Source organism: Burkholderia pyrrocinia (assembly GCF_003330765.1).
GTDB lineage: Bacteria > Pseudomonadota > Gammaproteobacteria > Burkholderiales > Burkholderiaceae > Burkholderia > Burkholderia pyrrocinia_B.
On sequence record NZ_CP024902.1, the window covers coordinates 3,490,840 to 3,512,193 of the forward strand.

Below are 21,354 nucleotides of genomic sequence, written 5' to 3' on the forward strand. Positions count from 1 at the left end.
GACCGGGCCCGTCAAGCAACAGGAAGCGGATGATGGAAAGCGTCGATCTCGATGTACTGAAATCCAGCGCGCGCTGGCTCGAAGAAGGGCGCCGCGTGCTGCTCGTGACGGTCGTGAAGACGTGGGGCTCGTCGCCGCGCCCCGAAGGCGCGATGCTCGCGGTGCGCGAGGACGGGCTCGTGGTCGGCTCCGTGTCCGGCGGATGCATCGAGGACGACCTGATCGCCCGCGTGCATGCGAGCGGGATCGCGGCCGATGCGCGCCCGGAAGCGCTCAAGTACGGCGTGACGGCCGAGGAAGCTCATCGCTTCGGGCTGCCTTGCGGCGGCACGATCCAGCTCGTGCTCGAGCCACTCACGCGCGACAGCGGGATTGCCGCGCTGTGTGCGGAAGTCGAGGCCGGCCGCCTCGTCACGCGCACGATGACGCTCGCGACCGGCCGCGCGTCGCTGTCGCCCGCGCAGGCAGCCGACGGGCTCGCGTTCGACGGCGAGCGGCTCGTGTCGATCCACGGGCCGCGCTACCGGATGCTCGTGATCGGCGCCGGCCAGTTGTCGCGCTATCTGTGCCAGATCGCGGTCGGGCTCGACTACCAGGTGACGGTGTGCGATCCGCGCGAGGAATACACGGATGCGTGGGATGTGCCGGGCACGCGCATCGTGCGCACGATGCCCGACGATACGGTGCTCGACATGAAGCTCGATGCGCGTTCGGCCGTGATCGCGCTCACGCACGATCCGAAGCTCGACGATCTCGCGCTGATGGAGGCGCTGAAGACGCCCGCGTTCTACGTGGGCGCGCTCGGCTCGCGGCGCAACAACGCGGCGCGACGCGAACGGCTGCGCGAATTCGACCTGAACGAAGCGGAACTGGGCCGGCTGCACGGGCCCGCCGGCATCTACATCGGCAGCCGGACGCCGCCGGAAATCGCGATCTCGATCCTCGCCGAGATCACCGCCGCGAAGAACAACGTGTCGCTGCCGACGATCCTGCAGGTCGAGGGCGCGAAGGCCGCGCGCGAGATCGCGTCGAACAGCGGCGCGGCCTGCGGCCTCTGATCCGGACCGCCGCGCCGGATGCGCGGCGGACGCGCATGCGCGGCCGCCACGGCTCGCGCCGGCGGCAGGCCGGCGCGAGCGTCGATCAGGTCAGGCCGGCGGCAAGCGCCGCGGCCACCGAGCCGGCCACCAGCACGACGCCGACCGTGCGGCGCTTGTTCAGCTCGGTCCACAGCAGCACGCCCGTCAGCGACAGCAGGATCAGCGAGCCCGCAATTGTGTCCATCAGCAGTACCCAGCCGAGATTCATCCCGACACCGCGATGCAGGCTGTTCAGCGTCGACAGGAACGAGTTGCTGGTGCGCTTCACCGACACGTAGCCGTTGCCAACCCAGTATTCGGCCTGCAGGTTCTGGTGCGGGCCGAACAGGCCGAACTGCCAGTGCTCCGGCTGCATCACGCGCTGGTCGCCCCATGCGACGGCCTGCGCGGGCTCCTTGCGCATACGGCCCGGCTTGCCGTCGAAATGCAGCGCGTGCTGCAGCCATTTCGTCATCGCAGCGGGCGTCTTCGGCACCGGATCCGGCAGCGCGATCTGCATCTCCTCGACCTGCGGCTCGCCGGTCGAAATCTTCAGCGGCGGCGCGCGGTGATTGAGCAGCACACCCGTCACGCCGAACAGCAGCCCGAGCACCGCGCCCCACAGCCCGACCCAGCCATGCACCTTGCGCAGCCACTTGATGAAGGTCGCGCGGCGCGAGCGCTGGCGGCGCGCGGCCAGTTCGTCGTCGGTCAGCGGGCGGGCCGCCGGGTGCAGCACGGTGACGCCCGCGCGGGGCATATCCACCTGCGGCGGATTGATCGTTTCGGGCGCGTTCACGCGGAAGGTTCCATTCGTTCAAAACAACGGGCGGCACGCAGAGATTGCGCGCCGCCCGAGCAGCATGAAAATGAGAATGGATATCATTACACAAATTGAATGCCGGCTCAATCCGTCCGGGGGCGCGGCGGCTGGCTCGATGAACGAAGAAACGCGAACGAAGTGTGCGCGTTGCACCGCGATGCCGATCGATAGACGGCAAATGCCGGCAGCATGACCATGCCAGGTCAAGACGGCATTTTGTAAGAATCCGCGCGATGCGGAGCCGTTCAGCGCAGCGGTGGCAACGAAAAGCGCGGCGCGGCGTTGTCCGGTGCGGGTTCGGTGCGATCGAGCGCGTACAGCCACGCGAGCAGATCCGCGACGGCCTGGTAGAGCTGCGGCGGAATCCGGTCGTCGAGGTCGACCTGCATCAGCAGCGACACCATCTCCGGCGCGGTATGCACGTACAGCCCCGCGTCGTGCGCGCGCGCGACGATCATCTCGGCCAGCACGCCGTAACCCTTCGCGACCACCCGCGGCGCTGCATCGCCGCCTTTCGGGTCGTAGACGAGCGCAGCCGCGCGCTTGCGGGACGTCATGCTCATTGCGGCACCTCGTCGTCGGGCGCACGCGGTGCCGGCCCGCCGGCCGCGCCGCTCGCATACGCTGCGGCCGCCGCCTGGGCGGCAAACAGGTCGAAGCCGTCCGGCCTGTCGTCGACCGCGCGGATCGACAGCCCGCCAACCCGCAACCCCGATCCTTCGAGCCGCTGTCGCAGCGCAGCCTCGTGCCGCGCGAGGCGGTCGGCGCCCGTCTGGTTCGCACGCAGCCGCGCGACGAGCTGCGTGCCGTTCAGCACCAGTTCCGCGTCGATCGTGCCGAGCGACGGCAGCGTCAACGTCAGGCGCGTGCGCCATGCGATGCCGTCACCCGCGTCGTCGTCGCCGCCGCGCGGCGCGCGGTGGCCCGGATCGTCGGGCTCGATCGTCCAGTCGAGCCGCGCACCGGGCCACGCTTCGCCCGTCCAGCGGAACTGGTCGGTCGCGAGCGCGTCGAGCTGCTGCCTGACGAGCGGCACGGCGGCCGGGTGCACGGGAGCAAGCGTCTGCGCCTGCGGATCGGACGACGCAGCAGCCAGTTCGGCACGCGCGGGCGTCCAGCGCGCGTCGGCGCGCGCGCCGAGCGGATCGGCGGTGTCGGGCGGCACCGACGCGCCCTGCCGGGCGGCCGCCGGCAACGCCGGTGCAGGGTCGCGAGCGGGTGCGCCGGCTTGGGCCGGCGCGCCCGGTTGCGCGGCCGCCCGCGCGGGCGCGGGCGGCGGCAGGCGCTGCGCGAGCAGTTCGTCGAGCACGTCGGTCGAATCGTGCTGCGCAGCATCCGGGTCAGCCGGCGCGAGCGCGGCCGCCAGGCGCGCCTGCGGCTCGCGCATCAGCGCCGCGAGCGGACGCTGGCCGGCCAGCCACTGCGCCAGATGGGATTCGTAGAAAAGGCCGCTCTCGCTCACGGCCTGCGCGAGCGCCGCGCGCAGCGCCGCGACCGGCGGCGGCGCGGCCGCTTCATGCGCAGCCGCGGCGGACGACGCCGCAGCGGAAGAGGGCAAGGCAGACGCCGCCGAAGCGGATGCGGCCGGCGCGCGCGCCGGCACGGCCGGACCGGTCAGCAGCACCGCCGGATCGGCCAGCAGCGGCGTGCGCCCGGCGATCGCCGGCGTCGCGTCGCCGCCTGCGCGCGAGATCGCGTCGAGCACGCGCCCGACATCGGACAACGCGGTCTGCGTGGAAGCCGGCGGCGCGACGGGCGGGCTGCCGGCCGCAGTCGAGGACGACGCGCCGGCGCCCGGCGTGCCGACCTGCGAGGTCGCGCCGCCGCCGGCAGGCGCCGACACGGTGCCGGTCAGCAGGCTGTCGAGCCGGCTCGCCAGCAGCGCGGCCGCAACGGAGTCGATACCGGTCATGATCGGAGCCTGCTCACCTCAGCCACCTCGTTGCGAATCCGGGAACGGCACGCTCGTGCCGCCCGCGGGAACAGCGCGCCTGCCGCTTGCTGCAACGGGTTCGTGCGCCCGCCGCGCCCGGCGCCCCGAAAAACAGGCCCTACCCGCGCGCGCGGTAGAGATCGGTTAATACCTTGGTCGAGCGCCGCGCCTCGAACAGCGCGGACAGCCGCGCGACGTCCGGGCTCGCGAGATCGCGGATCGCGGCGTCGTCGGCCAGGATGCGGCGGATCAGGTCGAGCTTGCGGCCGAGATCCGATTCGTCGAGCGCGACGCCCGGATCGGCTTCCTTCAGCCCGTCGACGAGCTGCATGAATTCGGCCTGCAACCCCGGCAACGCGCTCCAGTCGGCGCCGCGCGCGGCGCACAGCATCCGGCCCGACACGGCGGCGAGCGCCTCGTAACATGCGAAGTATTCGGCCTTGAGATTCATCGTGATGCTTCCGCTGCCTGTTGCGCGGCCATCCGCGCGACTTCCGGGGCGATCCCCGTCCATGCTTCCTCGAGCGTCGCGAGCAGCCCGTCGACCTCGACCAGCATCGCGTCGCTCGCCTGCGCGTTCGCTTCCAGCAGACGCCGGCCGACATACGCATACAGCACGTCGAGCCGGCCCGCGATCTCGCCGCCCGCATCGCGGTTCAGCGACGCCTGCAGGCCGCTCTCGACGATCCGGATCGCCTTGCCGATCGCTTCGCCGCGCGCGGACACGTTGCCCTGCTGCAGGTGCATGCGTGCCAGCGCAATCGCCTGCCGCGCGCCCTGGTACAGCATCGCGATCAGCCGGTGCGGGGAGGCGCCCATCACCCCCGTCTCGACGCCGACACGCGCGTATGCACTGGCTCCAGCGTGTCCTGGGGAAAACATGCGCTTCTCCTTGTGATGCCTTGGCTATACGGGAGCCGCCGCCGTGCATCGCACGACGCGGCCTTCTCCGGAGTTATCGGAAGGGATTTGAAAAGCTTTAGGCGGGGCCGCCACCGGGCGCGGGAAGTCGGCCCCGCCCGGCACGCCCGGATGGCCGTCCCCGGATTGCCGTCCCGCGGATTGCCGTCCCCCGGATGGCCGGCCCGTCACACCGACATCTGCATGATGTCGTTGTAAGCGCTCACGAGCTTGTTGCGGACCTGGAGCCCGAACTGGAAGCCGATGTTGGCTTTCTGCATGTCGACCATCACGTCGTTCAGCGACACGTTCGCCGCGCCGACCTCGAACGCCTTCGCCTCGCCGAGCGCGTGCTGCTGGTCGCCGCTGATCTTGTCGAGCGACGCCTTCATCGCGCTCGCGAACGTGCCGGCCGTCGCCGCGCCCGAGCCGGCAAGCGCCGCCGTCGGGCTCGCGACGCCGCCCGACGCCTGCGCGGCCATCGACTGCATCTGTTGCAACACCGAACCGATTCCGCTGACGTTCGCAGTCATGCTGTCCCCAAGACTTGAGAGAAGAGACCCGGACGCACCGGGCGATCCGCCGGTGCCGCACCACGCGCACCATGCCGGATCGCGAAAAAGGATAGCAGCGCGCCACGCGTCAAAGCCGAGAAAGTACGGGGGAAACCCCGCTCTTTTCGGTCGATCGGAGTACGGCCCGGGTCACGATAATCGCATCGTGTCATTGTCCGCCCGCTCGTCCGAGCGAGCTCAGTCGTCCCGCTCCGGAGAAACTCGACGCATGGATTCGCAGGCCAACTCGCTGATCAACCCAGACGCCCGCGCGGGCCTCGCCAGCCCGGTGCCCGGCGCCGCCGCGGCCGCCGCGTTGCCGGGCGCGGGTGGCGCAGGCGCGGACTTCGGACTTGGCGGCTTCGCGGAACGCATTCCCGGCATCACGCGGATGAAGGGCAACCCGAAGCTGCCGTTCATGATCGCCGTCGCGTTCGCGATCGCCGCGATTACCGCGCTCGTGCTGTGGAGCCGGACGCCCGACTACCGCGTGCTGTACAGCAACCTGTCGGACCGCGACGGCGGCGCGATCATTGCCGCGCTCCAGCAGGCAAACGTTCCCTACAAGTTCGCCGATGCCGGCGGCGCGATCCTCGTGCCGTCGAGCCAGGTGCATGAAACGCGCCTGAAGCTCGCCGCGATGGGTTTGCCGAAGGGCGGCTCGGTCGGCTTCGAGCTGATGGACAACCAGAAATTCGGCATCAGCCAGTTCGCCGAACAGGTCAACTACCAGCGCGCGCTCGAAGGCGAGCTGCAGCGCACCATCGAATCGATCAACGCCGTGCGCGGCGCGCGCGTGCATCTCGCGATCCCGAAGCCGTCGGTATTCGTGCGCGACAAGGAAGCGCCGAGCGCGTCGGTGTTCGTCGACCTCTACCCGGGCCGCGTGCTCGACGAGGGCCAGGTCCAGGCGATCACGCGGATGGTGTCGTCCGGCGTGCCCGACATGCCCGCGAAGAACGTGACGATCGTCGACCAGGACGGCAACCTGCTGACCCAGTCCCCGTCGGCATCCGGCCTCGACGCGAGCCAGCTCAAGTACGTGCAGCAGGTCGAGCACAACACGCAGAAGCGCATCGACGCGATCCTCGCGCCGATCTTCGGCGCCGGCAACGCGCGCTCGCAGGTCAGCGCGGACCTCGACTTCTCGAAGATCGAACAGACGTCGGAAAGCTACGGCCCGAACGGCGTGCCGCAGCAGGCCGCGATCCGCAGCCAGCAGACCAGCAGCGCGACCGAGCTCGCGCAGGGCGGCGCGTCGGGCGTGCCGGGCGCGCTGTCGAACACGCCGCCGCAGCCGGCCTCCGCGCCGGTCGTCGCCGGCAACGGGCAGAACGCGCCGCAGACGACGCCCGTGAGCGACCGCAAGGACCAGACGACCAACTACGAGGTCGACAAGACGATCCGCCATCTCGAGCAGCCGATGGGCAGCGTGAAGCGGCTGTCGGTCGCGGTCGTCGTCAACTACCAGCCGGTCGCCGACGCGAAGGGCCACGTGACGATGCAGCCGCTGCCGCCCGCGAAGCTCGCGCAGGTCGAGCAGCTCGTGAAGGACGCGATGGGCTACGACGACAAGCGCGGCGACTCGGTGAACGTCGTGAACAGCGCGTTCTCGACCGTGAGCGACCCGTACGCCGACCTGCCGTGGTGGCGCCAGCCCGACATGATCGCGATGGCGAAGGAAGCCGCGAAATGGCTCGGCATCGCGGCGGCCGCGGCGGCGCTCTACTTCATGTTCGTGCGCCCGGCGATGCGCCGCGCGTTCCCGCCGGCCGAGCCGGTCGCGCCGGCGCTCGCGGCGCCGGAAGATCCGGTCCTGCTCGACGGCCTGCCGGCGGCGCCGGTCAAGGCCGACGAGCCCGACTCGCTGCTGCTCGGCTTCGAGAACGAGAAGAACCGCTACGAACGCAACCTCGACTACGCGCGCACGATCGCCCGCCAGGATCCGAAGATCGTCGCCACCGTCGTGAAGAACTGGGTGTCCGATGAACGCTGAAGGCTTGACCAAGAGCGCGCTGCTGCTGATGTCGATCGGCGAGGAAGAGGCCGCGCAGGTATTCAAGTTCCTCGCGCCGCGCGAGGTGCAGAAGATCGGCGCCGCGATGGCCGCGCTGAAGAACGTCACGCGCGAGCAGGTCGAGAACGTGCTGCAGGACTTCGTGAAGGAAGCCGAGCAGCACACCGCACTGTCGCTCGATTCGAGCGAGTACATCCGCTCGGTACTGACGAAGGCGCTCGGCGAAGACAAGGCCGGCGTGCTGATCGACCGCATCCTGCAGGGCAGCGACACGAGCGGCATCGAGGGCCTGAAGTGGATGGACTCGGGCGCCGTGGCCGAACTGATCAAGAACGAGCATCCGCAGATCATCGCGACGATCCTCGTGCACCTCGACCGCGACCAGGCGTCCGAGATCGCGTCGTGCTTCACCGAACGGCTGCGCAACGACGTGATCCTGCGGATCGCGACGCTCGACGGCATTCAGCCGGCCGCGCTGCGCGAGCTCGACGACGTGCTGACCGGCCTGCTGTCCGGCAGCGACAACCTGAAGCGCAGCCCGATGGGCGGCATCCGCACCGCCGCCGAAATCCTGAACTTCATGACGAGCGTGCATGAGGAGGGCGTGCTCGAAAGCGTGCGCCAGTACGATGCCGATCTCGCGCAGAAGATCGTCGACCAGATGTTCGTGTTCGAGAACCTGCTCGAACTCGAGGACCGCGCGATCCAGATGGTGCTCAAGGAAGTCGAGTCGGAAACGCTGATCATCGCGCTGAAGGGCGCGCCGCCCGCGCTGCGCCAGAAGTTCCTCGCGAACATGTCGCAGCGCGCGGCCGAACTGCTCGCCGAGGATCTCGACGCGCGCGGCCCGGTGCGCGTGTCCGAAGTCGAGACGCAGCAGCGCCGCATCCTGCAGATCGTGCGCAACCTCGCCGAGAGCGGCCAGATCGTGATCGGCGGCAAGGCGGAAGACGCATATGTCTGATTCGGCGAGCGATCGCGCGGGCACCCTCACCGCTTACGAGCGGTGGGAGATGACGTCGTTCGACCCGCCGCCGCCCCCGCCGCCGCCCGACGACGCGGCGGCAGCCGCCGCCGCGCTCGCCGAGGAACTGCAGCGCGTGCGCGACGCCGCACACGCCGAAGGCCAGGCGGCCGGCCACGTCGAAGGCCAGGCGCTCGGCTACCAGGCCGGTTTCGAGCAGGGCCGCGAACAGGGTTTCGAGGTCGGCCAGGCCGACGCGCGCGAACAGGCCGCGCAGCTCGCGGCGCTCGCCGCGTCGTTCCGCGAGGCCGTGTCGGCCGCCGAGCACGATCTCGCGTCCGACATCGCGCAGCTCGCGCTCGACATCGCGCAGCAGGTCGTGCGCCAGCACGTGAAGCACGACCCGGCCGCGCTCGTCGCGGCCGTGCGCGACGTGCTCGCGACCGAACCCGCGCTGTCCGGCGCGCCGCATCTCGCGGTGCATCCGGCCGACCTGCCCGTCGTCGAAGCCTATCTGCAGGACGATCTCGATACGCTCGGCTGGAACGTGCGCACCGACGCGTCGATCGAGCGCGGCGGCTGCCGCGCGCACGCCGCGACCGGCGAGGTCGACGCGACGCTGCCCACGCGCTGGCAGCGCGTCGCCGCCGCGATCGGCAAGGTGAGCACGTGGTGACGCGGCCGCCCGAATCGCTCGCACACGACGGCATGACGCCGCTCGAACGCGAGCTCGCGCTCGCGTCGTTCGGCCCCGCAGCCGCGCACAACACCGCGCACGATCCGAAACCGCACGCGGCCGACGCAGCCGGCGCCGCGCCGCGCGCGCCGCACAATCCGCATCTCGCGCACTGGCGCACGCACCTGAACGGGCTCGCCGCGCGCAGCCACCGCGCACTGCCGCTGCGGCCGTGCGGTCGCCTTACGCGCGCGGCGGGCCTCGTGCTCGAGGCGATCGGGCTGCGCCTGTCGGTCGGCGCCGAATGCACGATCGAACTGCCGCCCGGCAGCACGCTGCCGCACGCGGAAGCGGAAGTCGTCGGCTTCGCCGGCGACCGCCTGTTCCTGATGCCGACCACCGACGTCGCCGGCGTGCTGCCCGGCGCGCGCGTGTGGCCGCGCGAAACCGCACCCGTCGCCGATCCGCTCGCGGGCGCGAAACGGCTGCCGGTCGGCTGGGAGATGCTCGGGCGCGTCGTCGACGCGTCGGGCCGCCCGCTCGACGGCCTCGGCCCGCTCGCGTCGAAGGTCGATGCGCCGCTGTCGGCGCCGTCGATCAACCCGCTCGAGCGCGAACCGATCCACCATGTGCTCGACGTCGGCGTGCGCGCGATCAACGCGCTGCTCACCGTCGGGCGCGGGCAGCGGATGGGCCTGTTCGCGGGCTCCGGCGTCGGCAAGTCGGTACTGCTCGGCACGATGGCGCGCTACACGAGCGCGGAAGTGATCGTGATCGGGCTGATCGGCGAACGCGGTCGCGAAGTGAAGGAATTCATCGAGCAGATCCTCGGCGAGGACGGGCTCGCGCGCTCGGTCGTCGTCGCGGCGCCGGCCGACGTGTCGCCGCTGCTGCGGATGCAGGGCGCGGCCTACGCGACGTCGCTGGCCGAGTATTTCCGCGACCAGGGCAAGCACGTGCTGCTGCTGATGGATTCGCTGACGCGCTACGCGATGGCGCAGCGCGAGATCGCGCTGGCGATCGGCGAACCGCCCGCGACGAAAGGCTATCCGCCGTCGGTGTTCGCGAAGCTGCCCGCGCTCGTCGAGCGCACCGGCAACGGGCCCGAAGGCGGCGGCTCGATCACCGCGTTCTATACGGTGCTGACCGAAGGCGACGACCAGCAGGACCCGATCGCCGATTCGGCGCGCGCGATCCTCGACGGCCACATCGTGCTGTCGCGCGCGCTCGCCGAGGCCGGCCACTATCCGGCGATCGACATCGAGGCGTCGATCAGCCGCGCGATGACCGCGCTGATCGACGAAACGCATCTCGACCACGTGCGGCAGTTCAAGCAAATGCTGTCGCGCTACCAGCGCAATCGCGACCTGATCGCGGTCGGCGCCTACGCGCCCGGCCGCGACGCGCAGCTCGACCGCGCGATCGCGCTCTATCCGCGCATCGAGGCGTTCCTGCAGCAGGGCTTTCGCGAATGCGCGCCGTTCGCGTCGAGCCTCGCCGGGCTCGATGCGCTGTTCGACGCTTACGGAGGCTGATCCCGATGGCTCACGGCTTTCCCCTTCAGCTGCTGCTCGACCGCGCGCAGGAAGACCTCGACATGGCCGCGAAGCAGCTCGGCGCCGCGCAGCGCGACCGCACCGCGGCCACCGAGCAGCTCGACGCGCTGCTGCGCTATCGCGACGAATATCACGCGCGCTTCGCGCAATCCGCGCAGCACGGGATGCCGGCCGGCAACTGGCGCAATTTCCAGGCGTTCATCGACACGCTCGACGCCGCGATCGCGCAGCAGCGCAACGTGCTGGCCGCGGCCGACGTCCGTATCGACGAGGCACGCCCGAACTGGCAACAGAAGAAACGCACCGTCGGCTCGTATGAAATCCTGCAGGCGCGCGGCGTCGCGCAGGAAGCGCAGCGCGACGCCCGGCGCGAACAGCGCGACGCCGACGAACACGCCGCGAAGATCCTGCGCATGCGGGCCGACGCGGCCCGCTCGTCGTAACCGACCACCGCATTCGAACGAGAGAACCGTCATGCCTCCCCTGCCCCTGCTCGGCGCGCTGATCGACACCGCCGGCGCCGCACTCAAGGCCGCCCGCGGCTCGGGTTCGTCTGCCACCGCCACCGGCAACGACGCCGCGACCGCCGTGCCGTTCGCGCAGACGCTGAAGCAAAGCGTCGTCACACGCCACGACGCGGCACATTCCGGCACGCCGGATGCTTCGACAAAACAGGCTTCGTCGAAGCCGGCCGCAGGCACGAAGCCGTCCGGCGCGGACGACGACCAGTCGACCGACGACGCGAACGCCGCCACCCACCCCGACGCCGCCGCGCTCGCGGCCGCCGCGGCCGTGCAGGCGCAACTGCAGGCGCGCACGGACAACGCGACGCCGGCCGATGCCGCTAGCGCCGCTGCCGCGACGCAAAAGACGGCCGTGTCCGGCCAGCCCGACGCCACCGCCACGCTGGCGGACCATGCGGCCAAGGATGCGGCCGCCCAGCCGGCCGCGCCGGCGTCGAGCCGCGACGCGCTGCAGGCAGCGCTCGCCAAGCTGACGGGCGGCTCGGGCGCGATCGCGATGCCTGCGACCGGCACGACGGCGTCCGCGTCCGCGTCGGCCTCGGCACCGGCATCGACCGGATCGGCCAGCGCCGCCGCCGCACCGCTGACGCCAAAGGTGCCGACGTTCGACCGCACGCTCGCCGACGCGAAAGGAGCACTCGCCACGCAGCAGACACCGACGCAGGCCACCGCGCAGGCGCTGCAGGCCGACGCGAACGCGCAATCCGGCGCGCAGCACGCGCTCGCCGCTGCCAGCGACGCGACGGATCCGGCCGCCAGCGCGACGCTCGCGGCCGGCGCAACGGCTGCGGCCGCGGCGCAGGCGAACCTGCAGTTGTCGCCGGCCGCGAGTTCGATCGCCGCCGCCAACGCGCACGTGCTCGCCCCGCACGTCGGCACCGCCGACTGGACGGACGCGCTGAGCCAGAAGGTCGTGTTCCTGTCGAATGCGCACCAGCAGAGCGCCGAGCTGACGCTCAATCCGCCCGATCTCGGGCCGCTGCAGGTCGTGCTGCGGGTCGCGGACAACCATGCGCACGCGCTGTTCGTGTCGCAGCACGCGCAGGTGCGCGACGCGGTCGAAGCCGCTCTGCCGAAGCTGCGCGATGCGATGGAAGCAGGCGGGCTCGGACTCGGCAGCGCGACCGTCAGCGACGGCGGCTTCGCGTCGCAGCAGCAGAACCCGCAACAGACCAACGCCCGCGGCCAGTCGCCACGGCGCGGGAACGGCGGATCGTCAGCCGTCGATGCACCGGCCGACGCTGCGCGATCCGCACCGGCCGCCGCGAGCGTGAGCCGCGCGGGCCTCGTCGATACATTTGCCTGAGCATTTCCGCGCGGTACTGCACGCCGCTCAGCGGCCGTGCACCGCCGCGGCCGCCTCGCCGCGCGGCACACCGCCGTTGCGCGCCGCGACGATGAAGTCAGCCGCGCGTTCGCCGATCATCACCGACGGCGCATTCGTGTTCCCGCCGACCAGCGTCGGCATCACCGATGCATCCACCACGCGCAACCCTTCGACGCCGCGCACGCGCAGCTGCGGATCGACGACCGCGCGCGCATCGGAGCCCATCCGGCACGTGCCGACCGGGTGATAGATCGTGTCGGCATGCGCGACGATCGTCGCGCGCAACTCGGCTTCGCTCTGGTTCGCCCGCGTGTACAGTTCGCGCCCGCCCTGCGACGCGAGCGGCGCCTGCGACAGGATGCGGCGCATCGCCTGCGTGCCGCGCACGAGCAGGTCGAGATCGCGCGAATCGCTGAAGAAGCGCGGATCGATCAGCGGCGCGTCGCGCGCGTCGCCGCTCGCGAGCGCGACCGTGCCGCGGCTGAACGGCCGCAGCGCACATACGTGCAGCGAATAGCCGAAGCCCCAGTGCATCTTGCGGTTGTGGTCGTCGACGAGCGCCGTGCAGAAATGCAGCTGCAGGTCGGGACGCTCGAGCGACGGATCGCTCTTGATGAAGCCACCGGCCTCCGCGACGTTGCTCGTCATCATCCCCGTGCGGCTCGAGAAATAGCGCGCGAGCGCGGGCGTCATCTTCGCGATGCCGCGCAGGCACACGCCGACCAGCTCGGACGAATTCACGCGCGTGTTGATGATGAAGTCGATGTGGTCGATCAGGTTCGTGCCGACGTCCGGTGCATCCTGCACGACCGAGATCCCGTGCCGGCGCAATTGCTCCGCCGGGCCGATCCCCGAACACATCAGCAGTTGCGGCGAATTGAACGCACCGGCCGACAGGATCACTTCCGCGCGCGCGCCGAGCGTCTCGACGCGTCCGTTGCGCGATACCGCGACGCCGACCGCGCGCTTGCCGTCGAAGCCGACGCGCAGCACCGTCGCGCCGGTGATCACGTGCAGGTTCGGCCGGTTGCGGCCGTAGATATAGGCGCGTGCGACGCTGCAGCGCGAGCCGTCGCGGTGCGTGACCTGATAGAAGCCGACGCCTTCCTGCGTCGCACCGTTGAAGTCGTCATTCAGCGGATAGCCGGCGGCGTGCGCGGCCTGGATGAATCGTTCGGAGAACGGATTGCGAAAGCGCAGATCCGATACCGACAGCGGGCCGTCCGCGCCGTGCCACGCGTCGGCGCCGCGCGCGTTGCCTTCCGCGCGGCGGAAATACGGCAGCACGTCCTGCCAGCCCCAGCCCGTCGCGCCGAGCTGCGCCCACTCGTCGTAGTCGCCCGGGTGGCCGCGCGTATAGATCATCGCGTTGATCGCGCTCGAGCCGCCCATCCCGCGCCCGCGCGGCTGGTAGCCGCGCCGCCCGCCGAGGCCCGGCTGCGGCACCGTCTCGTAGCCGTAGTTCGTGCCGAGCTTGAACGGCACCAGCGCCGCGATGCCGACCGGCATGTTGACGAGCAGGTTGCGCTCCGTATGCGAGCCGGCCTCGATCAGCGCGATCGTCGCGTCGGGGCAGGCATCGGCGAGACGGCCTGCCAGGCTCGAACCGCCCGAACCGCCGCCGACGATGATGTAGTCGTATTGCATGTCACGTCTCCGTCGTGTCATGGAAGGCGCCCGGCACCGCCGCGCGACGCGTCCCCTCTTGTAATGTCCGGGCATTGTAGGAATGGCCGTCGCGCGTGCGGCGCGCGGATTCAAGAGCGATTCCTCTAAACGCCTGCGTGAACTAAATTTAAGATGTATCGATTCGCTTTGCGCGACACGCCGGCCACGAGAAGCCGATCCGTCGCGAAACGGGAGAGACGACGATGCAGCGCCAGGTTCTGCAGGCCGCGTGCCGACCGGGTTGCCCGGATGCGACGCGCGCGGCCCGCATTTCATTTCAAACGGCCGTCCGCGCGGAGACGCACAGCGTCATGCGCGCGGACGATCGAAATCGAACGGCACATGGTGTCGCCGACCGTTTGGACGGCGGGTCGCCGCAGCGGCACGATGCGCTGCGGCACGTATTGGCGTACGCGTCGCATTGCCCCGCTTCGGTGCACCGGCAGGCGATCGCGCTGCAGTGTCGCGGGCCCGGCGGCAGTCGCATCGCGCCGCGCGCGCATGCGCCACGGCGCGGCTTTCGGATGCGGACACCGTCGCGCGGATGCGACGCCCGCCGCACGCTGCAACCGGTTTTCGCGCGCACGTCGCATCCGGCCCCGCGCCGCGCGGCATGTGCCACCCCGATCCGCGTCGCCGCGCTCGCCGAGCAGGCGCGTGCGGCGTGACAGCTGGCCGACAAGCCAGGCCCAACTGGAGGAGACGAAATGAAGAACGACCTGCCCGAACTGGCCCCGCAAGCACTGCCGTCGGCCGATGTGCTGACGTCACTGCTGCGCGACCAGCGCGCGGCCTACCTGCGCGCGCCGTACCCGGCGTGGGAAACGCGCACGCAGCACCTGCGCGCGCTGCGCACGATGCTGATCGACCACGCGGACGCGCTCGCCGAAGCGATCAGCGCCGATTTCGGCCATCGCGCGAAGCAGGAGGTGCTGCTGTCGGAAATCTGGATGGCGAAGGAGGAGATCGACGACGCGCTCAAGCACGGCAAGCGCTGGATGAAGCCGATCCGCAAGCCGATGAACAAGTGGCTGCGCCCGGCGCGCGCGAAGGTGATTCCGCAGCCGCTCGGCGTGGTCGGCATCGTCGTGCCGTGGAACTATCCGGTGCTGCTCGCGGCCGGCCCGCTGATCTGCGCGCTCGCGGCCGGCAACCGCGCGATCATCAAGATGTCCGAACTGACGCCGCGTACGTCGGCGCTGTTCGAGCAGCTGATCGCGAAGACCTTCGCGCGCGACCACGTCGCGGTCGTGAACGGCGATGCGGAGGTCGGCGCCGCATTCAGCGCGCTGCCGTTCGATCACCTGCTGTTCACCGGCTCGACCCACGTCGGCCGCCACGTGATGCGCGCGGCCGCCGACAACCTCACCCCCGTCACGCTCGAGCTCGGCGGCAAGTCGCCGGCCATCGTCGGCCCGAACGCGCGCTTCGATGCGGCCGTCGACGCGATCGTCGCGGGCAAGACGCTGAACGCGGGCCAGACCTGCATCGCGCCCGACTACGTATTGTTGCCGCGCGGGATGGAAGCCGCGTTCATCGAGCGCGCGCGGGCACGGTTCGCGAAGATGTATCCCGACCTGTCGGCCAACGGCGACTATACGACGATCGTGTCGCCGCGCCATTACGCACGGCTGCAGCAGCTCGCGAGCGACGCGCAGGCGGCCGGCGCACAGTTGCATCCGCTGTCCGACGCGCAATCCGATCCCGCGTCGCGCCGCTTCGTGCCGTGCGCGGTCACGCAGGTGCCGGCCGCGTCGCAACTGATGCAGGAGGAAATCTTCGGGCCGCTGCTGCCGCTCGTGCCGTACGAGCGGCTCGACGAGGCGATCGCGTATGTGAATGCGCGCCCGCGTCCGCTGGCGCTCTATCTGTTCGACGAGGATGGCGGCACGATCGACCGCGTGATGCGCGAAACGATCTCGGGCGGCGTGTCGATCAACGAAACGCTGATGCATATCGCGTGCGGCAGCCTGCCGTTCGGCGGCGTCGGTGCGAGCGGCATGGGCGCGTATCACGGCTACGACGGCTTCGTGACGTTCTCGAAGATGAAGCCGGTGCTCACGCAGGCACGCCTGAACGCACGCAACCTGCTCGCGCCGCCGTACGGCAAGCGCTTCGCCGCGCTGATCAAGGTGATGTTGAAGTTCTGAGCCGGACGGGCCAGACGGGCCGCGTGCATCGCACCGCGGCCCGTGGTGCATGCATGCCACGCGGCGCAGGTGCCGCGCGCGCCGTCACACGGGCCAGAGCGGCCCTTCCTGCATCGCGCCGATCTGCTCGCGCAGTTCGAGCACGCGTGCTTCCCAGTAACGATGCGTGTTGAACCACGGGAACGCGGCCGGGAACGCGGGATCGTCCCAGCGCCGCGCGAGCCATGCCGCGTAGTGGATGAGTCGCAGCGTGCGCAGCGCTTCGACGAGATGCAGCTCGCGCGGCTCGAAATCGCAAAAATCCTCGTAGCCGGCCAGCAGGTCCGCCAGCGCGCGCGACGCGCCTTCGCGATCGCCCGGCAGCAGCAGCCACAGATCCTGGATCGCGGGTGCCATCCGGCTGTCGTCGAAGTCGACGAAATGCGGGCCGGCATCGGTCCACAGCACGTTGCTCGGATGACAGTCGCCGTGCGTGCGCAGCAGGCGAATCTCGCCCGCACGCTCGAACGCGGCCTCGACGCCTTCGAGCGCGAGCGTGACCGCCGTCTCGTACGCGGGCCGCACGTCATCCGGAATGAAATCGTGCGCGAGCAGGTAGTCGCGCGGCTCGTAGCCGAACGTGCTCATGTCGAGCACGGGACGCGCGACATACGGCTGCGTCGCGCCGACCGCATGGATCCGGCCGATGAAGCGGCCGAGCCATTCGAGCGTGTCGCTGCGATCGAGATCGGGCGCGCGGCCGCCGCGCCGCTCGAAGACCGAGAAGCGAAAGCCGTCGAACGCGTGCAGCGTGCGGCCGTCGAACGCGCGCGCGGGCACCGCCGGAATCTCGCGCGCGGCGAGTTCGTCGACGAACGCGTGCTCTTCGAGGATCGCGTCGTCCGACCAGCGCGCCGGGCGGTAGAACTTCGCGACGACCGGCGGGCCGTCTTCGATGCCGACCTGGTAGACGCGGTTTTCGTAGCTGTTGAGGGCGAGCAGGCGCCCGTCGGTGCGCAGGCCGGCCGGTATCAGCACGCTGTCGAGCGCGTCGAGCACGCACTCGGGCGTGAGCCCGGCGAACGGCGGGGCGGCGGGAGAAGCAGGAGCGGAAGTGACGTCTTTCATGCTCCGCATTGTGCCGCCAGCCGGGCCGAAAGACGAGCGTCCGCTGCGGCGCGCGCGCTCAGTGGAGCGCCGCGCCCGCCGGCAGCACGGATTCGCCGGTGTCGATCAGGTCCTCGAGAAAGAACGGCTCGGTGTTGAGTTCCTTCGACTCGCCCGGCACGCCCGCGTACCAGGTCACCATGGCCATGTCGCCCAGGATGCGCTGGACGATGCCGCGCGCGCCCTTAGGCACCGCGAGATGGGTAGTGCAGACAATCGACCCGACATGCATGATGGTTCCCCACTCTTGAAACTTGAAACCCGGCCCGCTGACGCGCCGGCAAATGCACGATCCGCGCCGCCCTCATCGGAGCGTTGCGCGTGATCCCATTGTTCACGGTTTATCGAAGCGCGAAAAGAAGAAGAAGCAGGCGAAGTGCCGCGAATTCGTCGAATGTCTCCAATCAACCACTGCGTCGCGCGTGCGCTTGCACGGGCGGATACCCCCATCATACCCTGTCGAATATGACTGCCCGCCGAATCCGCCCGGCGCTGCGATCGCGTCCGGCATCGCGTGCGTGACGTTCGGCTTCTTCGCCGGACATTCGATCGCGAGCAGCCGGGTCGGCCGCCTCGCGACGCACGACATCACCGCAACACGTCTTTCGCCGTACGGGGGCTGCCGACAGTTGTTGCACTGGATGCCGGCCTTGCGGTACCTTTGACTTCCATTCGCGTTCAATCGCATTTCGCCACGACACGATGCATCCGCTCACGTCCGCCCTCGCAAAATCCCGGCCGCAGTTCGACTCGCGGCCGCAGGCGTGCGCGCATCCGTCGGTCCTCCCGCCTCCTGTCGCACCGCCGCTCGTCGGCGCCGCGCCGCCCCCTCCGGCGGCACGCGCCGGCTGACCAGCCGGCTGCCGTTTCGTCTTCCATTCGCCCGTCAGCTTCCGTTCGTGCGTCGTGACGCACGGCGCTTCGCTGCGCGCGCGGATGGAACGTTCCGATCCGTTCGACAGGTGGATTCACATGGTTTCGTTCAAACGAGCGCTTGCCGCGCATGGAGCGACGTCGCTCTTCGTGCTGCTGTGGAGCAGCGGCGCGATCTTCGCTGAACTCGGTCTGCGTCACGCCTCCGCGTTCGTCTTTCTCACCGCGCGTTTCGCGCTCGCGTCGCTCGTGCTGCTCGCGCTGGCCTTCATGCGCAAACGCTGGCTGCCGCCGCGCGGCGAGCGACGCATGGCCGCGCTGACCGGCTTGCTGATGATGGGCGGCTATTCGATCTTCTACCTGCTCGCGCTCGAACGCGGGATCGCGCCGGGCGTGCTCGCAACGATCCTCGGCGTGCAGCCGATCCTCACGCTCGCGATCGTCGAGCGGCGCTGGCAACCCGTGCGCGCCGCGGGGCTTGCGCTGTCGCTGGCCGGCCTCGCGCTCGTCGTGTACCGCGGCGTGGGTGGCGCCGGCCTGCCGGTCGCGGGCATCGCGTGCGCGCTCACCGCGCTCGTCGCACTGACCGTCGGCTCGCTGCTGCAAAAGCGCGTACGCGCGGCGCCCGCCGACGTGCTGCCGCTGCAGAATGCGATCGGTCTCGCGCTGTGCGTGGCGATCGTGCCGTTCCGGCCGGCATCGTTCGACATGAGCTGGGCGTTCGTCGTACCGCTGCTGTGGCTCGGCATCGTGATATCGGTGATCGCGCAACTATTGTTCTACCGGTTGATGCAGCGTGGCGATCTCGTCAACGTGACGAGCCTGTTCTATCTCGTGCCCGTCGTCACCACGCTGATGGATGCCGTCTGGCTCGGTAACCGGCCCGAGCCGCTCGCGCTCGTCGGCATGGGCGCGATCGTCGCGGGGCTCGCACTCGTGTTCCGCGCGCCGGCCGCCCGCGCGCAACCCGACCGCGCGTAAGCGGGCAGGCCGCCGCGCCCGCGGGGGCGGCGGCCCGCATCGGACACGTACGACAATTCCGCAAAAATCGAAAGGAACAGGAAAGATGCGTGCAAGGCGTTCGTCGAAATTGCGGGAAAAATGCGCGGTTCGCCAGGCATTCCGCTGATTTTTAATGGTTCGGATAGCGAAAAGCGCACCGGGTTGCCTATACTCGAATTGACCGCCCCGCTCGCAATCGGGTCGGACCAATACTAGAAACACCCGGCATGGGGCCGAGTATGTGCTAAAGCGCCAACTTCGCGCCGAAATCCCACAGGGATGGGGCCGAAGTAAGCGCTAAAGCGCCAACTTCGGCCGACACTGGAGACACGCATGACCACCTATTTCACGATCGGCGACTTCATCCTGTTGATTCCGATGGCGCTGGCCGGAGCGCTATTTCTCGGCGCGGTGCCGTGCGCAACCGAATTCCGTCACAACCTGCTGCGCGTGCTGGGCGTCATCCTCGGCGTCGGTGTCGCGGTATTGCTGGTCGAAGGCCTGCCTGCGCTGCTCTAGCAGCGCCCCCTCGCCTGACGCGCATCGCTGCACCGCAGCGATGCGACGGGCTGCCTGCAATACGGCACACGATGCTTCGCATGCCGTATCGACTGCCGGTCAGATGGCCTGATCGGTGGATGGCTTTTCCCAAAGATTGATGCCGCCTTCCGTCGCGTAACGATCGATCTCCGCGAGCTCCTCCGCCGAGAATTCGAGGTTCTTCAGCGCACCGGCGTTTTCACGCACCTGCTCCGCACGGCTCGCGCCGATCAGCGCGGACGTCACGCGGCCGTTGCGCAACACCCACGCAAGCGCCATTTGCGCGAGGCTCTGCCCGCGCCGTTCGGCGATCGCGTTGAGCTTGCGCACATGCTCGAGGTTGTCCGCGCTCAGGTGATCCTGCTTCAGCGAGCCGCCGCCCGGCTTGTTCACGCGCGCGTCGGCGGGCACGCCGTTCAGGTATTTCGACGTGAGCAGCCCCTGCGCGAGCGGCGTGAACGCGATGCTGCCCGCGCCGACGTCGTCGAGCGTGCCGAGCAGTTCGCTCTCGATCCAGCGGTTCAGCATGTTGTACGAAGGCTGGTGGATCAGCAGCGGCACCCTGTACTGCGCGAGCAGCCCGGCCATCTCGCGCGTCTTCGCCGCCGAATACGACGAAATGCCGATGTAGAGCGCCTTGCCCTGCTGCACGGCCGATGCGAGCGCGCCCGCCGTTTCCTCGAGCGGCGTGTGCGCGTCGAAGCGGTGCGAATAGAAGATGTCGACGTAGTCGAGCCCCATCCGCTGCAGGCTCTGGTCAAGGCTCGCGAGCACATACTTGCGCGACCCGCCGCCGCTGCCGTACGGCCCCGGCCACATGTCCCAGCCGGCCTTCGTCGAGATCAGCAGTTCGTCGCGATACGGCCGGAAATCCTCCTTCAGCAGGCGGCCGAAGTTGGTTTCGGCGCTGCCGTACGGCGGCCCGTAGTTGTTCGCGAGATCGAAGTGGTTGATGCCGAGGTCGAACGCGGTGCGCAGGATCTCGCGCTGCGTCGAGATCGGCGTCGAGTCGCCGAAGTTGTGCCACAGGCCGAGCGACAGGGCGGGCAGTTTGAGCCCGGATTTGCCGCAGGTGCGGTATTGCATGTCGGCATAACGTTCGGAAGCTGCTTCGTAGGCCATGAATATTTCCCGTCGGGACGTCGGAGGGAGGGGCGCGCGCCAGCCGCGCGCACGGCGCGGCGGCGGCGAAAGAGTCGTACGACGACTATGGTAGCGAAAGCGGCCCGAGCGCGCACGGCAATGGACGCGACTGCGGCCGTCGCCTACACTGCGGCGTCTCGAATCACCGTTTCAGCGAGGTTGGTATGTCCCGGGTCATCTCGGTTGCGCTGCTCGTCGGCGGCGTCGTGCTGCTGTATTTCGGCGGCCAGTCGTTCCATTCGCTCAACGACAACATGTCGCGCTTCTTCACGGGCTCGCCCGCCACGAAGACGATCCTGCTGATCGTGGGCGGCGCCGTCGCATCGTTCATCGGCCTGATCGGCCTCGCGATGCCGGGCGGCAAACGCTGATCGCGCCGCCGCGCGACGTGCGCACGGCCCGCGTCATCCGATCGGGCCGCGCAAAACGAAACGGGCGGCCAAGCCGCCCGTCGCTCCATTCGCCCGCGATGCACCGCA

General features: G+C 69.7%; 22 protein-coding genes. 12 read left to right on the forward strand and 10 right to left on the reverse strand.

Annotated elements, in window-relative coordinates; translation table 11 throughout:
- Positions 1 to 32 precede the first annotated feature (32 nt).
- Positions 33 to 1,058, forward strand: a complete 1,026-nt coding sequence (locus CUJ89_RS16920; RefSeq protein ID WP_114178657.1) for an XdhC family protein — start codon at positions 33 to 35, stop codon at positions 1,056 to 1,058.
- Positions 1,059 to 1,143: 85 nt separating this feature from the next.
- Here CUJ89_RS16920 and CUJ89_RS16925 read toward each other — a convergent pair whose 3' ends face one another.
- The 6 genes from CUJ89_RS16925 to fliE all read right to left on the reverse strand — a co-directional run bounded on the left by CUJ89_RS16925 (position 1,144) and on the right by fliE (position 5,268).
- Positions 1,144 to 1,878 (reverse strand): PepSY-associated TM helix domain-containing protein, encoded by a 735-nt coding sequence (locus CUJ89_RS16925; protein ID WP_114178328.1) that lies wholly within the window; start codon positions 1,876 to 1,878, stop codon positions 1,144 to 1,146.
- Between the two features lie 269 nt (positions 1,879 to 2,147).
- The gene (locus CUJ89_RS16930) at positions 2,148 to 2,465 is read right to left on the reverse strand and encodes an EscU/YscU/HrcU family type III secretion system export apparatus switch protein (protein WP_114178329.1); all 318 of its coding nucleotides are present in this window, start codon (positions 2,463 to 2,465) and stop codon (positions 2,148 to 2,150) included.
- Positions 2,462 to 3,814, reverse strand: coding sequence for a flagellar hook-length control protein FliK (locus CUJ89_RS16935; RefSeq protein WP_114178330.1), 1,353 nt, complete (start codon positions 3,812 to 3,814; stop codon positions 2,462 to 2,464). The genes CUJ89_RS16930 and CUJ89_RS16935 overlap by 4 nt, the downstream gene beginning before the upstream one ends.
- A gap of 139 nt (positions 3,815 to 3,953) precedes the next feature.
- Entirely contained in the window at positions 3,954 to 4,286 is a 333-nt protein-coding gene (locus CUJ89_RS16940) for a flagellar protein FliT (protein ID WP_114178331.1), read from the reverse strand.
- Positions 4,283 to 4,717 (reverse strand): flagellar export chaperone FliS, encoded by a 435-nt coding sequence (gene fliS, locus CUJ89_RS16945; protein ID WP_114178332.1) that lies wholly within the window; start codon positions 4,715 to 4,717, stop codon positions 4,283 to 4,285. Before fliS ends, CUJ89_RS16940 begins: the two co-directional genes overlap by 4 nt.
- Positions 4,718 to 4,923: 206 nt before the next feature.
- Positions 4,924 to 5,268 (reverse strand): flagellar hook-basal body complex protein FliE, encoded by a 345-nt coding sequence (gene fliE, locus CUJ89_RS16950; RefSeq protein ID WP_114178333.1) that lies wholly within the window; start codon positions 5,266 to 5,268, stop codon positions 4,924 to 4,926.
- Between the two features lie 250 nt (positions 5,269 to 5,518).
- Between fliE and fliF the strand changes: the two genes are divergently transcribed.
- Genes fliF through CUJ89_RS16980 form a run of 6 tightly spaced genes read left to right on the forward strand, consistent with a single transcriptional unit; the run spans position 5,519 to position 12,332 of the window.
- Positions 5,519 to 7,285 carry a flagellar basal-body MS-ring/collar protein FliF gene (fliF, locus tag CUJ89_RS16955; protein ID WP_114178334.1) on the forward strand — a complete coding sequence of 589 codons (1,767 nt, stop codon included), beginning with the start codon at positions 5,519 to 5,521 and terminating at the stop codon, positions 7,283 to 7,285.
- On the forward strand, positions 7,275 to 8,270 hold the full coding sequence (fliG, locus tag CUJ89_RS16960) for a flagellar motor switch protein FliG (protein WP_114178335.1): 996 nt from the start codon (positions 7,275 to 7,277) through the stop codon (positions 8,268 to 8,270). Before fliF ends, fliG begins: the two co-directional genes overlap by 11 nt.
- Positions 8,263 to 8,946, forward strand: a complete 684-nt coding sequence (gene fliH, locus CUJ89_RS16965) for a flagellar assembly protein FliH (protein ID WP_114178336.1) — start codon at positions 8,263 to 8,265, stop codon at positions 8,944 to 8,946. Before fliG ends, fliH begins: the two co-directional genes overlap by 8 nt.
- A complete protein-coding gene (gene fliI / locus CUJ89_RS16970; RefSeq protein WP_114178337.1) occupies positions 8,940 to 10,481 on the forward strand; it encodes a flagellar protein export ATPase FliI in 1,542 nt (513 codons plus the stop codon). The genes fliH and fliI overlap by 7 nt, the downstream gene beginning before the upstream one ends.
- A 5-nt stretch (positions 10,482 to 10,486) precedes the next feature.
- Entirely contained in the window at positions 10,487 to 10,945 is a 459-nt protein-coding gene (gene fliJ / locus CUJ89_RS16975) for a flagellar export protein FliJ (protein WP_114178338.1), read from the forward strand.
- Between the two features lie 31 nt (positions 10,946 to 10,976).
- Entirely contained in the window at positions 10,977 to 12,332 is a 1,356-nt protein-coding gene (locus tag CUJ89_RS16980) for a flagellar hook-length control protein FliK (RefSeq protein ID WP_114178339.1), read from the forward strand.
- 27 nt (positions 12,333 to 12,359) lie between these two features.
- Here the strand turns inward: CUJ89_RS16980 and CUJ89_RS16985 are convergent, their stop codons facing one another.
- Complete coding sequence (locus CUJ89_RS16985; RefSeq protein WP_114178340.1) at positions 12,360 to 14,000, reverse strand: GMC family oxidoreductase; 1,641 nt, start codon at positions 13,998 to 14,000, stop codon at positions 12,360 to 12,362.
- A gap of 728 nt (positions 14,001 to 14,728) precedes the next feature.
- Here CUJ89_RS16985 and CUJ89_RS17000 point away from each other — a divergent pair.
- A complete protein-coding gene (locus CUJ89_RS17000) occupies positions 14,729 to 16,171 on the forward strand; it encodes a coniferyl aldehyde dehydrogenase (protein WP_114178342.1) in 1,443 nt (480 codons plus the stop codon).
- An 84-nt stretch (positions 16,172 to 16,255) separates the two neighbouring features.
- Here the strand turns inward: CUJ89_RS17000 and CUJ89_RS17005 are convergent, their stop codons facing one another.
- Both CUJ89_RS17005 and CUJ89_RS17010 read right to left on the reverse strand, forming a co-directional pair.
- Positions 16,256 to 17,278 carry a serine/threonine protein kinase gene (locus CUJ89_RS17005; RefSeq protein ID WP_321970377.1) on the reverse strand — a complete coding sequence of 341 codons (1,023 nt, stop codon included), beginning with the start codon at positions 17,276 to 17,278 and terminating at the stop codon, positions 16,256 to 16,258.
- 58 nt (positions 17,279 to 17,336) lie between these two features.
- Positions 17,337 to 17,549, reverse strand: coding sequence for a hypothetical protein (locus CUJ89_RS17010; RefSeq protein ID WP_114178344.1), 213 nt, complete (start codon positions 17,547 to 17,549; stop codon positions 17,337 to 17,339).
- Positions 17,550 to 17,601: 52 nt separating this feature from the next.
- Here CUJ89_RS17010 and CUJ89_RS38010 point away from each other — a divergent pair, with 52 nt between their 5' ends.
- From CUJ89_RS38010 to CUJ89_RS17025, 3 genes are all read left to right on the forward strand, one after another.
- Positions 17,602 to 17,982, forward strand: a complete 381-nt coding sequence (locus CUJ89_RS38010; RefSeq protein ID WP_161556543.1) for a hypothetical protein — start codon at positions 17,602 to 17,604, stop codon at positions 17,980 to 17,982.
- 307 nt (positions 17,983 to 18,289) lie between these two features.
- Positions 18,290 to 19,171 (forward strand): DMT family transporter, encoded by an 882-nt coding sequence (locus tag CUJ89_RS17020; protein WP_114178658.1) that lies wholly within the window; start codon positions 18,290 to 18,292, stop codon positions 19,169 to 19,171.
- Between the two features lie 354 nt (positions 19,172 to 19,525).
- Entirely contained in the window at positions 19,526 to 19,711 is a 186-nt protein-coding gene (locus CUJ89_RS17025) for a hypothetical protein (RefSeq protein ID WP_014895742.1), read from the forward strand.
- A 99-nt stretch (positions 19,712 to 19,810) separates the two neighbouring features.
- On the opposite strand, the gene mgrA is transcribed toward CUJ89_RS17025, so the two are convergent.
- Positions 19,811 to 20,854 (reverse strand): L-glyceraldehyde 3-phosphate reductase, encoded by a 1,044-nt coding sequence (gene mgrA / locus CUJ89_RS17030; RefSeq protein ID WP_114178346.1) that lies wholly within the window; start codon positions 20,852 to 20,854, stop codon positions 19,811 to 19,813.
- A 185-nt stretch (positions 20,855 to 21,039) separates the two neighbouring features.
- Here mgrA and CUJ89_RS17035 point away from each other — a divergent pair, with 185 nt between their 5' ends.
- Positions 21,040 to 21,246: a DUF3185 family protein gene (locus tag CUJ89_RS17035; protein WP_107312557.1), complete on the forward strand. Its 207-nt coding sequence runs from the start codon at positions 21,040 to 21,042 to the stop codon at positions 21,244 to 21,246.
- Positions 21,247 to 21,354: the final 108 nt, after the last annotated feature.

What these genes read in the sequence shown, in the direction of transcription:
- CUJ89_RS17020 (WP_114178658.1), top strand. Translation starts at nt 18,290, where the DNA reads ATGGTTTCGTTCAAACGAGCGCTTGCCGCGCATGGAGCGACGTCGCTC.
- CUJ89_RS16985 (WP_114178340.1), bottom strand. Translation starts at nt 14,000, where the DNA reads ATGCAATACGACTACATCATCGTCGGCGGCGGTTCGGGCGGTTCGAGC.
- fliF (WP_114178334.1), top strand. Translation starts at nt 5,519, where the DNA reads ATGGATTCGCAGGCCAACTCGCTGATCAACCCAGACGCCCGCGCGGGC.
- fliE (WP_114178333.1), bottom strand. Translation starts at nt 5,268, where the DNA reads ATGACTGCGAACGTCAGCGGAATCGGTTCGGTGTTGCAACAGATGCAG.
- CUJ89_RS17025 (WP_014895742.1), top strand. Translation starts at nt 19,526, where the DNA reads ATGACCACCTATTTCACGATCGGCGACTTCATCCTGTTGATTCCGATG.
- CUJ89_RS17005 (WP_321970377.1), bottom strand. Translation starts at nt 17,278, where the DNA reads ATGAAAGACGTCACTTCCGCTCCTGCTTCTCCCGCCGCCCCGCCGTTC.
- CUJ89_RS17010 (WP_114178344.1), bottom strand. Translation starts at nt 17,549, where the DNA reads ATGCATGTCGGGTCGATTGTCTGCACTACCCATCTCGCGGTGCCTAAG.
- CUJ89_RS38010 (WP_161556543.1), top strand. Translation starts at nt 17,602, where the DNA reads ATGCACGATCCGCGCCGCCCTCATCGGAGCGTTGCGCGTGATCCCATT.
- fliH (WP_114178336.1), top strand. Translation starts at nt 8,263, where the DNA reads ATGTCTGATTCGGCGAGCGATCGCGCGGGCACCCTCACCGCTTACGAG.
- CUJ89_RS16940 (WP_114178331.1), bottom strand. Translation starts at nt 4,286, where the DNA reads ATGAATCTCAAGGCCGAATACTTCGCATGTTACGAGGCGCTCGCCGCC.
- CUJ89_RS16980 (WP_114178339.1), top strand. Translation starts at nt 10,977, where the DNA reads ATGCCTCCCCTGCCCCTGCTCGGCGCGCTGATCGACACCGCCGGCGCC.
- fliG (WP_114178335.1), top strand. Translation starts at nt 7,275, where the DNA reads ATGAACGCTGAAGGCTTGACCAAGAGCGCGCTGCTGCTGATGTCGATC.
- fliJ (WP_114178338.1), top strand. Translation starts at nt 10,487, where the DNA reads ATGGCTCACGGCTTTCCCCTTCAGCTGCTGCTCGACCGCGCGCAGGAA.
- CUJ89_RS16930 (WP_114178329.1), bottom strand. Translation starts at nt 2,465, where the DNA reads ATGAGCATGACGTCCCGCAAGCGCGCGGCTGCGCTCGTCTACGACCCG.
- fliS (WP_114178332.1), bottom strand. Translation starts at nt 4,717, where the DNA reads ATGTTTTCCCCAGGACACGCTGGAGCCAGTGCATACGCGCGTGTCGGC.
- CUJ89_RS16920 (WP_114178657.1), top strand. Translation starts at nt 33, where the DNA reads ATGGAAAGCGTCGATCTCGATGTACTGAAATCCAGCGCGCGCTGGCTC.
- CUJ89_RS16935 (WP_114178330.1), bottom strand. Translation starts at nt 3,814, where the DNA reads ATGACCGGTATCGACTCCGTTGCGGCCGCGCTGCTGGCGAGCCGGCTC.
- CUJ89_RS17000 (WP_114178342.1), top strand. Translation starts at nt 14,729, where the DNA reads ATGAAGAACGACCTGCCCGAACTGGCCCCGCAAGCACTGCCGTCGGCC.
- mgrA (WP_114178346.1), bottom strand. Translation starts at nt 20,854, where the DNA reads ATGGCCTACGAAGCAGCTTCCGAACGTTATGCCGACATGCAATACCGC.
- CUJ89_RS17035 (WP_107312557.1), top strand. Translation starts at nt 21,040, where the DNA reads ATGTCCCGGGTCATCTCGGTTGCGCTGCTCGTCGGCGGCGTCGTGCTG.